Source organism: Dapis hubbardiae BLCC-M172 (genome assembly GCF_050016015.1).
GTDB lineage: Bacteria > Cyanobacteriota > Cyanobacteriia > Cyanobacteriales > Microcoleaceae > Trichodesmium.
In genome coordinates this window covers 49,064-62,355 of the sequence record NZ_JBNHEQ010000275.1, presented here as the reverse complement: position 1 = coordinate 62,355, position 13,292 = coordinate 49,064, and the positions used below count along the sequence as shown (strand labels likewise).

9 protein-coding genes and 1 pseudogene are annotated in these 13,292 nt (G+C 34.5%); 6 read left to right on the top strand and 4 right to left on the bottom strand.

Going from position 1 to position 13,292, the window contains the following annotated elements:
• Window positions 1-332 precede the first annotated feature (332 nt).
• Together nadA and ACP6PK_RS25790 are read left to right on the top strand one after the other, a co-directional pair.
• Window positions 333-1,304, top strand: a complete 972-nt coding sequence (nadA, locus tag ACP6PK_RS25795) for a quinolinate synthase NadA (RefSeq protein WP_426563863.1) — start codon at window positions 333-335, stop codon at window positions 1,302-1,304.
• 306 nt (window positions 1,305-1,610) lie between these two features.
• Window positions 1,611-2,444, top strand: coding sequence for an SAM-dependent methyltransferase (locus ACP6PK_RS25790; protein ID WP_426563861.1), 834 nt, complete (start codon window positions 1,611-1,613; stop codon window positions 2,442-2,444).
• Between the two features lie 268 nt (window positions 2,445-2,712).
• Here ACP6PK_RS25790 and ACP6PK_RS25785 read toward each other — a convergent pair whose 3' ends face one another.
• Window positions 2,713-2,919 (bottom strand): hypothetical protein, encoded by a 207-nt coding sequence (locus ACP6PK_RS25785; RefSeq protein WP_426563859.1) that lies wholly within the window; start codon window positions 2,917-2,919, stop codon window positions 2,713-2,715.
• A gap of 584 nt (window positions 2,920-3,503) precedes the next feature.
• Here ACP6PK_RS25785 and ACP6PK_RS25780 point away from each other — a divergent pair.
• Complete coding sequence (locus ACP6PK_RS25780; protein WP_426563857.1) at window positions 3,504-4,571, top strand: LOG family protein; 1,068 nt, start codon at window positions 3,504-3,506, stop codon at window positions 4,569-4,571.
• A 366-nt stretch (window positions 4,572-4,937) separates the two neighbouring features.
• On the opposite strand, the gene ACP6PK_RS25775 is transcribed toward ACP6PK_RS25780, so the two are convergent.
• Window positions 4,938-6,416, bottom strand: coding sequence for a DUF2079 domain-containing protein (locus tag ACP6PK_RS25775; RefSeq protein WP_426563855.1), 1,479 nt, complete (start codon window positions 6,414-6,416; stop codon window positions 4,938-4,940).
• 609 nt (window positions 6,417-7,025) lie between these two features.
• On the opposite strand from ACP6PK_RS25775, the gene ACP6PK_RS25770 reads away from it, so the two are divergent.
• Entirely contained in the window at window positions 7,026-7,250 is a 225-nt protein-coding gene (locus tag ACP6PK_RS25770; protein WP_426563853.1) for a hypothetical protein, read from the top strand.
• Between the two features lie 800 nt (window positions 7,251-8,050).
• On the opposite strand, the gene ACP6PK_RS25765 is transcribed toward ACP6PK_RS25770, so the two are convergent.
• Window positions 8,051-9,568, bottom strand: coding sequence for a DUF2079 domain-containing protein (locus tag ACP6PK_RS25765; RefSeq protein ID WP_426563851.1), 1,518 nt, complete (start codon window positions 9,566-9,568; stop codon window positions 8,051-8,053).
• A 465-nt stretch (window positions 9,569-10,033) separates the two neighbouring features.
• Window positions 10,034-10,894 (bottom strand): sulfotransferase, encoded by an 861-nt coding sequence (locus ACP6PK_RS25760; protein WP_426563849.1) that lies wholly within the window; start codon window positions 10,892-10,894, stop codon window positions 10,034-10,036.
• Between the two features lie 719 nt (window positions 10,895-11,613).
• Between ACP6PK_RS25760 and dxr the strand changes: the two are divergent.
• Both dxr and ACP6PK_RS25750 read left to right on the top strand, forming a co-directional pair.
• Window positions 11,614-12,780: pseudogene (gene dxr, locus ACP6PK_RS25755) on the top strand (1-deoxy-D-xylulose-5-phosphate reductoisomerase); the annotation flags it as partial.
• A complete protein-coding gene (locus tag ACP6PK_RS25750) occupies window positions 12,772-13,245 on the top strand; it encodes a tetratricopeptide repeat protein (protein WP_426563871.1) in 474 nt (157 codons plus the stop codon). The pseudogene dxr and the gene ACP6PK_RS25750, both read left to right, overlap by 9 nt.
• Window positions 13,246-13,292: the final 47 nt, after the last annotated feature.

Genomic DNA, 13,292 nt, shown 5'->3' with positions numbered 1-13,292 from the left:
GTACAGAAGTCAGGAGATTAAGAAATACTCAGAGGGGAAAAAGGTAGAAAAATGCTCCCATCTCCCCACACTTCCCACACTTCCCACACGGACCACCCCCATCATGTATAAAAAAATAAATACCTTCAGGGGTTCTATATAATAGTAGGGGGCGATTTCCTGCGGAATGCTACGCAAACGCGTTTACGTTTGCAGAGCATTCCGAAGGAAAGTATTCCGGAACGGAAATCGCCCCTACAAGTTTTTGATGAATTCTACTATAATTAATCCTACTATCTAAAGTGGCTATAATTGGCCACTTAGTCACAAATAAATTACAGAAAAATTTAATAATGTTTGCAACCCAAACTAGAACCAACCAAAGTATTAATAGTATACCTGACGATCTGTTTGAAGCGATCGCCGACCTCAAGCAAGAATTAAATGCTGTCATTCTGGCTCACTATTATCAAGAACCAGATATTCAAGATATTGCGGACTACATTGGTGACTCCCTTGGGCTTTCACAACAAGCTGCCGAAACTGATGCAGATGTGATTGTTTTTGCGGGAGTTCATTTTATGGCGGAAACTGCGAAAATTCTCAACCCTAATAAACTGGTACTTCTACCAGATTTAGATGCAGGTTGCTCCCTCGCTGATAGTTGTCCACCAGAAGAGTTTGGTAAATTTAAAGCTGCTCATCCTGATGCAATAGTAGTTTCTTATATTAATTGTAGTGCTGCTATTAAGGCGATGAGTGATATTATCTGCACCAGTTCCAACTCTGTCAAAATAGTTAAACAAATACCAGCAGACCAACCGATAATTTTTGCCCCAGACAAGAATCTTGGTCGCTACGTCAGTGAACAAACTGGAAGGGATTTGATTTTGTGGGAAGGCAGTTGTATTGTTCACGAGACATTCTCTGAGAAAAAGATTGTACAATTAAAAATAGAACATCCCGAAGCCGAAATTATTGCTCATCCAGAATGTGAACCAACAGTATTGCGTCATGCAAGTTATATTGGTTCGACTACTGCTCTCTTGAAATATTGTCAGGAAAGTACAAGTCAAGACTTTATTGTGGCAACTGAACCGGGAATTATTCACCAAATGCAAAAGAGGGAACCCAACAAAAACTTTATTCCAGCACCAGCAATGAATAATTGTGCTTGTAACGAATGCCCCCACATGAGGCTAAATACTTTAGAAAAACTGTATCTAGCAATGAAAAATAAAACACCAGAAATTATGATTCCTGAAGAAACACGAGTAGCAGCATTGAAACCTATTCAAAAGATGTTAGAACTTTCATTGAATTAGGTAAAAATCAAAGATAGATTCCTTGAAACATCTGCAAAAATTCAAGTTTGCCTTTCAAGGATCTCAGCTCAAGCTGTTTACACTGTGAATTGAGTAATGATGTAAAAAGATTAGAGCTTTCAAAAGGAAATTTAGGATTTTCTTACCTCCTAATTCAGCGGGAGAGATTGATAACTGAAGGAAATTTAGGGTTTTCTTACCTCCTAATTCAGTGGGAGAGACTGATAACTGATAACTGATAACTGATAACTGAAATAACCTCCTAATTCAGCGGGAGAAACTGATAACTGATAACTGATAACTGAAATGACAGAAGCAGTAAAAGTTGCTCAACAATATTATGATGGCACGGAAACTGACAGAATGTACGCGACTATCTGGGGTGGCGAACATATTCATTATGGCATCTACACCAGACCTGACGAACCCATCCATGATGCTTCCCTGCGTACAGTAGCAACCATCGCCAAAACTTTGGAAAAAATAGACCATAATTCGCGGATCATTGACCTGGGAGCTGGATATGGAGGAGCAGCTCGGTATTTGGCTAAAACCTACGGCTGTTCCCTCTATTGCCTTAATTTAAGCCAGTTGCAAAATCAACGCAATAGTCAACTAAATCAAGAACAAAACTTAGACCACTTGATAGAAGTGACTCAAGGGAGCTTTGAGGATATTCCCTATTCAGATAACTCCTTTGATATTGTTTGGTCTCAGGATTCTATTTTGCATAGTGGCGATCGCCGTCTAGTTTTCCAAGAAATCAAGAGAATATTAAAACCAGGAGGTGAATTGATTTTCACCGACCCCATGCAAAGTGAAACTTGTCCCCCAGGAGCATTGCAACCAGCTTTTGACCGTTTGGGAATAAGTGATATGGGGTCTTATCGGTCTTACAGTCAAATGGCAAAAGAGTTTGGTTTTGAGGAAGTACATTTTATTGACCTTTCCCAAAATGTGCCTACCCACTATCGACGTTTTCAGGAGGAGGTGCGGAAACGATATGATGAATTGGTAAAATTGACTTCAACGGAATTTGTAGACAAAACTTTGAACAGCATTCAACCTTGGATCGAACGTTATGAACAAGGATATATGCAATGGGGAATTTTACATTTTCGTCTGTTGAAGAAAAATTAATCAGCATAACCAAGATTTGAGGAAAGGACTTACGCAAAACCTAGGTTATTAATGTCATTGCGACGATAGAAAGCAATCTCAAATCCTGGCGTTTCCTTAAAATGCGTAATATCATGTCCGGATAATTAGTGATAAAAAAGTTTTTGTTTGTAGTAGGGCTTTAGCCCAACAAATTCTATCTTAGGGCTTGAGCCCTACTACGAGCTTTAATTATCACTGTTCAACCGCACATGATATAAGTCCTGATGATATTAGACAGAATCAGGATCTATCCTAACTCTTTTAGTTTAGCAGCCAGACGTTCAGCCCGTTGCTGTTCTTGTTCGGCGACTTCCCCTGGCAAGAATACCAAGTTTTCTTGGGAGTCATAAAATCTTAACCACACTGCCGACTCTTGCAGAATAGTTCCTTCCCAAGTCCCTAACCATAGCTCTAACCTTTCGCACCACAACCATCCCTTATCATTTGGCTGCAACTCCTGATATTTAGAATTTTTCAGCTCCCATCCCTGTAATGACTTCGAGTCAATTTGTTGGGTTTGGGTTCCTCAACCCAACCTACATTTTTAGTATTCCAGTAGTAGACTGACACAGCTAAAACTGTGCATTAGGGAGTAGGGGAGTGGGGGAGTAAGGTAGGGACGTTGCATAAGGGCGTCCGTACGGGAGAAAGAATGTTGTTGGGTTACTCCTGCGGAGAAGCAAGCTACGTTCCATGCTTTGCTTCGCAATGCTAACGCAAACGCAATGCTAACGCAAACAACCCAACCTACATCTATTGCACCATTTAAGGTGTGTCGGTCCAGTAGGATGCGTTAGTAAAGCGTAACGCACCGTTAGGAATTGGGATGTTTGACTTTAAAACATGCAAGATGAGTTTTTCAACTTATATATAATAGTAGCGATCGCTCTCAATTTATCATTGATTATACCCTACTGTTTTTTCTACAAATTATGTCTGGGTAAGAGAAGCAAGGGAATATTAATAATAATCTTCTTCCTTGTTCCCTCTTCCTTCTGCTATAAGTAAATAAAGTTGTCTAGGATATAAAAACAACCTATGGCCTCAGATTTTGATAAATCTACAATTGAGTTTGTTGAAGCAGAAGTGAGCAAATTACTCAAAAATTTGCCTAACTTGAAACAGCAAAAATGGATTGGGCGATCGCTCTCTACTATAGTTAATATGGCAGGAGAAGAACTTGATCGCCTAGACTGGAAGATATTAGCTGCTTCTTTACAAGATATGGAAAAGGGTTTTCAAGCATTTTATCCCTACCGCCATATTCGTAAAATTACAATATTTGGTTCTGCACGAATAACTCCAGATACTCCAGAATATCAAATGGCAGTAGCATTTGCTCGTCGAATTACTAAACAAGGTTTTATGGTAATGACGGGTGCAGGTGGTGGGATAATGCAAGCTGGTAATGAAGGTGCGGGAAGCAATAAATCTTTTGGTCTCAATATTCAGTTACCTTTTGAGCAAAACTCTAATCAATTTATCGCAGGCGATAATAAATTAATTAACTTTAAATACTTTTTTACTCGCAAATTATTTTTCCTCAAAGAAAGTGATGCTTTGGTATTATTTCCTGGTGGTTTTGGTACTATGGATGAGGCATTTGAAAGTTTAACATTAACACAAACAGGTAAATATGGTCCTGCTCCTCTGGTATTAATAGATTATCCTGGAGGAAATTATTGGCATGACTGGAATGATTTTATTCATAAACAATTGCTGCGACGAAGGTTAATTAGTCCAGAAGATTGTAATTTTTATACTATTACTGATAATTTAGAATCAGCTTGTGAAGCGATCGCCAATTTTTATAGAGTGTATCATTCTAGTCGTTATGTAGGAGAGAAGTTTGTAATTCGTCTCAACTCAGAAATTTCACAAAAAGATGTAGATTTTTTGAATCAAGAATTTAGGGATATTTTGACTGTAGGAAAGATTGAAAAAAGTCAAGTTTTACCAGAAGAGTCAGAAGATGAAACTTCTCATTTACCACGTTTAATTATGTATTTTAACCAAAAAGATACTGGTAGATTATATCAAATGATTTCTGAGATAAATCAAATGGGAGAAAATACAACAGAATTAACTCATCCAGAGCATAAGTAATTAAGGTTTCTTTTTTAAGGAGTAGGGGAACGAGGGAGTAGGGGAGTAGGGGAGTGAGGGAGTAGGGGAGTAGGGGAGTGAGGGAGTAGGGGAGTAGGAGAGTAATTTTTTGGCTCAACTATGTATGTATGCAATCAAAATCCTAACTTTTTGATTTTTCGGGAACCGTGCATAAAGTAGCTCAAAACTAACTACTTTTTCCCGACCTAAAAATGTTAAAATCATTATCTATCAATGCTTTGATATTTAATCAGCAGAGCAATAATTAGGGTTGACTGAAAAAAGCAGAGTGTGGGAAGAAGAAATTTTCATACTCGGTAGAGACGTTGCATACAACTTCCCTACCTATTCCCTATTCCCTATTCCCTATTCCCTATTTTCAAACAAATAAACATCATCCTGTTCATAACTAAGCTGAAATTCTGAATTAACTTTTAGTTTATCTACTAATTTCCGCGAATATTCCTGACTACTTTTCCAACCGGGATAACGTACATTTACTAAGATATAATCATACTCAGCTAAAGCTTCATCTCTAGGTAACTCCTCTTCTTCAACAATTAACTTAATAAACTGACGATGACTTAAATGAGGACTAATTTCTGAAGTAGTTAAAACACCACCTTTTGTCTCAACTAAACTAATTGCTGTTCGTGCAGCTTGCCAAGTATCTAAATAATCTAAATAAATAGACCAAAAATAACCATATTTAGCTAAAGCCAAAAATCCGATGCAAGACCAAATTATGATAAATTTTGGTAAGCGGTTACTAACAATTGTAGATAAATTTTCAGCCTTATCTTCTTGAGGACGACGTAAATTCCAGAGCCAATACCATAAACCACATTTACCATCAGCAATAGTATAAATTACAGCCATTAATAAGAAAGGCAATATTGGCAAAGAATACTGATGAATTAAATCTCGTTGAGCATCAATATCAGAGAGAATATTCATAGCCAAAACTGGAGAAGCAGCTATTAAAGGAGTGAAATATTTAGGAGCAAGCCACCAAATTATCGGCATATTTAGCAATAATAAATATTCTAAAGTCTTGAGAGAAATTAATCTACCAAATACCAGTTCAGGTCTTAAAAAAAGATTCAATAAAATTTCTGGAATAGAGTCTCCTAAATATCGATAACGTCCGACTCCTCCAGGTGGCAGACCGTTCTTAAAATAAGGTATTAGTATCTCAGTAGCAATAATAAACCAAGCCGTACCAGCAAATAAAGCTATTGCTCCGCAGACTCGCTTTTTTTCATAGAAATATAACCAAAAACCCATAGCAGCAATTGGTAAAGATAAAGCAGCTTTGCATCCTAAAACCCAGATAATAGCTAAACAAAACCAGAAAATTTTATCTAGTTTTGCTGCTAAAATTGCTCCTAATATTGCTGGTAATGCCATTACCTCTGGATGAAAATCAAATAAGTTGAGATTAAACACCACTGGGTATAACAAATAGACTATTACTATGGCAAAAGCTTGTTTTTTATTTAACCCTGAATGACGGGCTAAACTCCAAGTAGGAAAAGTTCCTATTGCTAAACAAATTGCTTGTATTAGTAATAGGCAATAAACTGAAGGATAAATTTTATAAAATAATGCCACGGGATACATTGACCAAGCAGCATGATTGCCCAAATGATGTACTTCTAAAAAGGAAGAAAAAGGGGTTAAACCTTGACTTATTAAATAAGTAACTTGGTCATAAATTCCCATTTCAAAAGCAGAAGATTGAAATAATAAGTGACGCACACTGCTACAGATAAATAAAATTATGGCAGCAATGATAGTTATTTGAAGTAGAAAATCTGATTTTAATCTTTTGAGAATTAGCATTTTTAGAAGGAAGAAGGAAGAAGGAAGAAGTGAGGAATATTATAGCAATTATATTTCAGTTGTAACCCACATTCCACGGCAATTATTCACTATGTATAAAATCACCAGAATTATTATGGACTAACTAAAGTTATTTTTGATAGAATAGATGAGAGTTTACTTTTGATAGTTATAGTCGTTTCACTTTAGATTGAGACAAGTATTTTTGGCGATAAAATGTTTCATTCTTAAATTAAATTACTATAGTTATCCAATCAGTTTAACAATAATTTAGGAGGTAGCATGATTTGATTAGGGTTGATTTAGATACCAGTGTTTATAATCGTCCTTTTGACGATAAAACACAGAAGAAAATAGCCTGATAAAATGAAGTAGTTTTATTAATTTTAGGGATGATTAAAAATCAAGAGATTGAATTAGTTAACTCAGAACCGATATAATATGAAAATCTGTTTAATTCTAATCTAAGCAGGCAAGAAAAAATCACCTTTTAGAAAGAAGAAGGAAGAGGGAATAAGGAAGGAGGAAGAAAGAAAAGGGTAGAATAAAGAAGGAAAGTAGATGAGTCTATTGACTGATAACTGAAAAAGCTGATAACTGATAACTGAAATGGCAACCAGAAGAACTAACGAAAAAAAATTGATTCAAGAAGGACTTTTAATTCTTAAAGATCATTTAGAACCATTAAAATTTTTCCAATTTGTTGCCGCTTGTAATTTAGGAGAAGGAGATTATCTTGAGTTCAGAGATAAGCTATTTGAACATGAAACCCACGAAAGGTTGTATCAAAAAATTCTTGAATTTAGAAAAGCCAAAGAAATAATGAATAATTGATAATTGATAATGAAAAATATCTCTAATTAGGGTTTGGTGAATAAAGTATTTTGGTAAGGGTAGGAGTCATTTCAGTTAGCCTCCTCCGGAGGAACTGCGCAATTCAGTTAGCCTCATAAGGTCGTAACTGCGTTAACAGTTATCAGTACCCCCTACTGAAGTAATACCATTTCTCAAAAACTTTTCTACATTTGATTGAAGTAGGGGAGTGGGGGAAGGTAGGGACGTTGCATAAGGGCGTCCGTACAAACAAGAAGAATTAATGTTAAATTTCCTGAAACTAACAAAAAAGTAATTACCTTAGTTTAATTACTTAATAACTGAAGTTTTGTCCAAGTATAGCATTACTTTTGGGAATTGGTATAAGAGGCTTAAAATACTGAATTGGATATTTTTTTATCCCCTTAAAAGGGGAGGCTTGAGACCTTATTTATTAGTAAGGAGAAATAGTAATTACAAAGAAGGTAGTAAGAACAATTGTATAAGTAATTTTTCTGCGATAGTCAACATAAAATGCTAATTTTTTTAACCTGAAAGACTTAAAAGTTTGCACTTTAGTTTCAACCTAAAAAAACTAAAATCTTTACCTGTAAATGCTTTGATATTTAATCAGCAGGTAAGCATTCAGCTATTAGCAGTCAGCAGTCAGAACTCAGCTAATAGTGGAGCCAAAGTACAGGAGTAATTAAAATTAGTTGATGATCTTTTTCTTTGCTGATGCCTAAGAGCTGACCGCTGTTTGCGCAGCATTCCGCAGGAAATGCTTAGATCAGCAAACCCTAATTATCAATTATCAATTATCAATTATCCATTACTTCTTCTTTCCTTTGAAATACTATTACATCATTTTCTTGATAACTTAATTCCCATTTTTGATTATTTTGGAGATTTTTAGACAGAATAATACCTGCCTCTTCTGTATCCGGCCAAGGATGACGTAAATTCAAAACTACATAATCAAATTCATCTAAATTATCTGGTTCTGTTTGATTTAATAACTTTACCATTGAACGATGAGTAAAATGAGGTGCTAATCTATTATCTGTCAGTACACCTCCTTGAGTTTTGACATAATTAATTGCATTATTTGTGGCTTGCCAAGTATCAAAACTACCTACATAAGAAAATAAACTTGCTAAATTACCAAATAAGAGAAATATTAAAGTAGACCACAAAATAATTATGCGAGGATATTGAAAATTTGGTATTGGTAATTTCAGATTAAATTTAGGAATTTCTAACTTACTTACCCAAGTTGATTCTATTTGAATATTTTCATTTTCTGTTTGAGAAGCTGATGCTAAACAGGAAATTACTGTTAATAACAAAAAACTAATAGCAGGCAAAGAATACTGATAATCTAAACTTCTCTGAAATGATACTTCAGACAGAACATTCAACATAATTGTCGGAATAGTTGGAATGAGGGGGATAAGATTAGGTAAAACAGCTTTATTTGTCTGAAGCAGTGGAAATATTCCCCAAATTACAGGTAAAAATAAAACAAAAATATATTTGATAGTTTCCCAAGATAATATTTTCCCTAACACTGCTCCTGGTTGTAGCAAAATATTAATAATAATTCCTAAAACTGAATCTCCTAGATAACTATAACGTCCGACTCCAGCTACTTCTTCACCACTGAAAAAAGGAATAATTCCCTGAGTTACAACTATAAACCAAAAAATACCTAAACAAAGAGCAATTAAACCGCAAAACTTACGCTTTTCAAAAGTTAGTAACCACAAACCCATAAAAGCTACAGTTAAAGATAAAACCGCTTTACAACCCAACACCCAAATAATAGCAATACAAAACCAGAAAATACGTTTGAGTTTAGCTGCTAAAATGCCTCCTAAAATAGCAGGCAACGCCATAACTTCCGGGTGAAAATCAAATAAATTAATATTAAAAATTACTGGATATAAAAGATAGGAAATGGCGATCGCTACTGCTTGTCCTTGATTTAAACCCGCCAGTCTGGCCAAACACCAAGTAGGCCAACTTCCCAAGGTTAAACATACAGCTTGTATTAAAAGTAGCCAATGGACATCAGGATAAATCAGATAGAATAATCCTAGAGGATAGACAGCCCAAGCTGCATGATTTCCCAAATGGTGATACCCCAAAAAAGAAGAAATGGGAGATTCTCCTTGACTAATTAAATATACAACTTGGTCATAAATACCCAAGTCAAATCCTGTGGAGTAGAACAAAGCATGGCGTAAACTACCACAGACAAAGAAAATTAAGGTTGCTACAATTATTAGCTTATTCACAACAGGTGGTGGCAAAAGCTTCATATTTTTAAATCCCACATTCTGCACGTCAATTTGTAACAGAAAAAGTAGCACAAAGCACAAAAACTGGCGACATTCTAATTATTTATACCTCGTAAATTATGTTTATTGGTCTTTGTAAGAGTCAAATTATCAGGAAAATATTAAGTATGAATAATTAATTTATTTCTAGCTATTGGCGACCACTATTCCCTTCTGACTATAGGTCACCAATTTGACAGCTTTAAAACCTGACTACTTATTTTTTATACTAGGTTTTGAAGTACAGAATGTAGATTAAATATTATTTTTTTGCTCTTTTTCAACAAGTATTCCCATGATTTTTTCACTCATGTTCTGAATAGCTTATACCAATTTGAAAAAGGAATATTACAAATAATTTCAAACTATAATATTTGAAATTATTTCCTGAAATTACTGTAGTCTCAAAGTTTTGAGTCTATAAAATCTTAGTGCATGACTTTTTACTTCTTTGAAATGGTATTAGTTGGGATTTTTCACGAAGCTACAATACTCAGAAAGTGTTGAAACACAATTTTCAAACTGTTTCATTCCTTCTGCAATTGATGTAGAAGTTATTGTTTGTTCTAATTTTCTAGGATTTCTGACAATACGACCTGCTTTGATATTCTCTTTAGAATCACCTATTCCCGGTTTTCCTACTTTATTCGTTACTTTGTATTCCTCAGAGAATTCTGATTGTGTTCCCAGAACTTTTTTTAAAGCATCAAAAACTAAATCCGTCTGATTTAGTAGTTGATCGTAGGTAATTAGCAAACTGCGTTCTTTGTTATTAATTAACTTTGCATATCTTTCTAAAGTTGATAAGCGATTCAAATAGTACATTAATGCTTTTTCTTCACTCCAGTGTGGCTTCAGGTCAAGAATACTAGCTATTGTTCTCTCTGGATCTCTAATGAGAAATATACTATATAATTTTTCCGAAGTTAACAAGTTTTCATCTAAAAAAATCTTATTAAATAAAGCTTTATCAAGAATATATTTATGATTCATTCTCAATTTTTTTAAGTCTTGTAACCTGCGGATATTTTGGGTTTTACGATACACTTTAAATGCTAATTTATTCAAATCAAATTCAGAAGCATATTCAATGTGAGTTTCACCATATCCTAAGATTTCTCTATGAGAACTTAAGATATTAGATAGTAATGAAGAACCAGAACGCATATGGCTGAGAATAAAAATGAACTTGTATGGTTCAGATCTAAACATTACTCGGTATGGATCTTCAACTTGATTAATTCTCAAGTCATAATACTTATTAACCATGTCATTTTTAATAAGTCGGATAGATTGACGTATTTCCTTGATTAAATTACTCATATTTCACAGAAATAATTTTTTTATCTATAATAGCTTATTTAGAAAAGGCTGGCAAGCGGAGTAAGTTTTTAACTATCAGTTTTGATTGTCATTCTAGTTATAGTATATTGTCTTGATACTATAGAAGATTAAAGATTAAAAATTACATGATAAATACCATTATTTTTCAAGCCTTAATAATTCCTGAATAAGCCGTGATGATTGTAAAAATATGAGTACACGATATTTTGAAATATCAAATTTAAGCCACTCACTAGAATCTTATATCCTTCCTCGGTGAAAGCAAGAATATCTATAGAAAAGTAGATGTAATTCTTGATAAATCTGCAATGATTTGTAATTAGAATTTACAATAATGATTTCTATGTTAAAAATCTGAATAACTAAAATATATTACCGAAAAATAAAGGTATCAAGCCTTCTATTTCAAGATAAAAAAAGTGCTAGGATATTTCCTTATATTCAATTCCTTTACCGAAATATTGTGGTTTAAAGCCTCCCCTTTTAAGGGGATAATAAATAAAAATTTTCCTGTTCGTCAATCCTCTTCTTTTCAAGGAGAGGTAATTCTAAATTCTAAATTCTTAATTCTTAATTCTTGAAGGTTTTAACCATAGGTAATTATCCATTATCAATTAATGAACCTAGCAAAGTAGCTATTAACACAAAATGACCAATGAATCGTATAGTGGAATTGTGGACAACTTTCTCAAAAAAATATGAAAGCAATTACAATCTTGGGATCTACAGGGTCCATTGGTACTCAAACCTTAGACATTGTGACTCACAACCCAGACAAATTTCGAGTTATTGGGTTAGCTGCCGGAAGTAACGTAGAAATATTAGCCCAACAGGTCAGACAATTTCGCCCTCAAATTGTTGCAATTAACGATGAGTCCAAATTTACGGCACTAAAAGAGGCCATTGCTGACCTGGAACCTCAACCTCAATTGCTTGCTGGCCAAGATGGTGTTACAGAAGTAGCTAGATATGGCCAATCAGAAGCAGTCGTGACAGGTATTGTTGGTTGTGCTGGTTTATTACCTACTATTGCTGCTATTGAAGCAGGGAAAGATATTGCTTTGGCAAATAAAGAAACACTTATTGCAGCAGGTCCGGTTGTTAATCCCTTAATTGAAAAATATGGAGTAAAATTATTACCTGCCGACTCAGAGCATTCAGCAATTTTTCAATGTCTTCAAGGTGTACCTAAAGAGGGTTTACGCAGAATTATTTTAACTGCTTCTGGTGGTGCTTTTAGAGACTGGCCAATTGAGAGATTATCAAATGTAAAAGTGGCAGATGCTATTAAACATCCTAACTGGTCAATGGGTCGAAAAATTACTGTTGATTCTGCCACAATGATGAATAAAGGTTTGGAAGTTATTGAAGCTCATTATTTGTTTGGATTGGATTATGAAAATATTGATATAGTCATTCATCCTCAGAGTATAATTCACTCTTTAATTGAGTTACAAGATACTTCTGTTTTAGCTCAATTGGGTTGGCCGGATATGCGTTTACCTTTGCTTTACGCTTTATCTTGGCCGGAAAGGATTTATACTGATTGGGAACAGTTAGATTTAGTTAAAGCTGGAAGTCTAACTTTCAAGGAACCCGATAATTTGAAATATCCTTGCATTCAGTTAGCTTATTCTACAGGTCGTATGGGTGGTTCTATGCCTGCAGTTTTGAATGCAGCAAATGAACAGGCTGTAGCATTGTTTTTAGAAGAAAAAATTCCGTTTTTGGATATTCCTAAATTAATTGAATATGTATGTGAAAAACATAAGTCAAGTAATCAAGAAAATCCTAGTCTAGATGATATTTTAGCAGCAGATAAATGGGCAAGAAAAGAGGCTTTAGCAGCAACTAGCATAGTAAATAATTCTCTAACAAATGTAAACTTAGTTAATGTTGATGAAAATCAAACAGAAACAGAAACATCTACAACAACAGAAAATCAGCAGCCAGAATTTAAGACTTTTTATCAACGAGGATTAGCTAAATATGAACAACAGAATTATCAATCAGCTTTAGCAGAATTTAATCAGGCAATAGATATAGACTCTAGTCATGCAGATGCTTATATTTATAGAGGTGATGTTAAAGATAAACTAGAAGATTATGAGGGAGCAATTGCTGATTATAATGAGGCAATTAAAATAGATTCAACCCATCCAAAAGCTTATTATAGACGGGGAAATGTACTGCGAAAAGCTGGGGATAATTGGGGAGCGATCGCTGATTATAATCAAGCAATTAGACTAAATCCTAATTATACATCTGCAAAGCATCGGAGTCATATTCATGCAGACCCAGAAACTATAGAAAAATTGCTACAAGATTAAGTAGATATAATCATTTTTATAGAAATAGAAAATGATGATTTACTAAA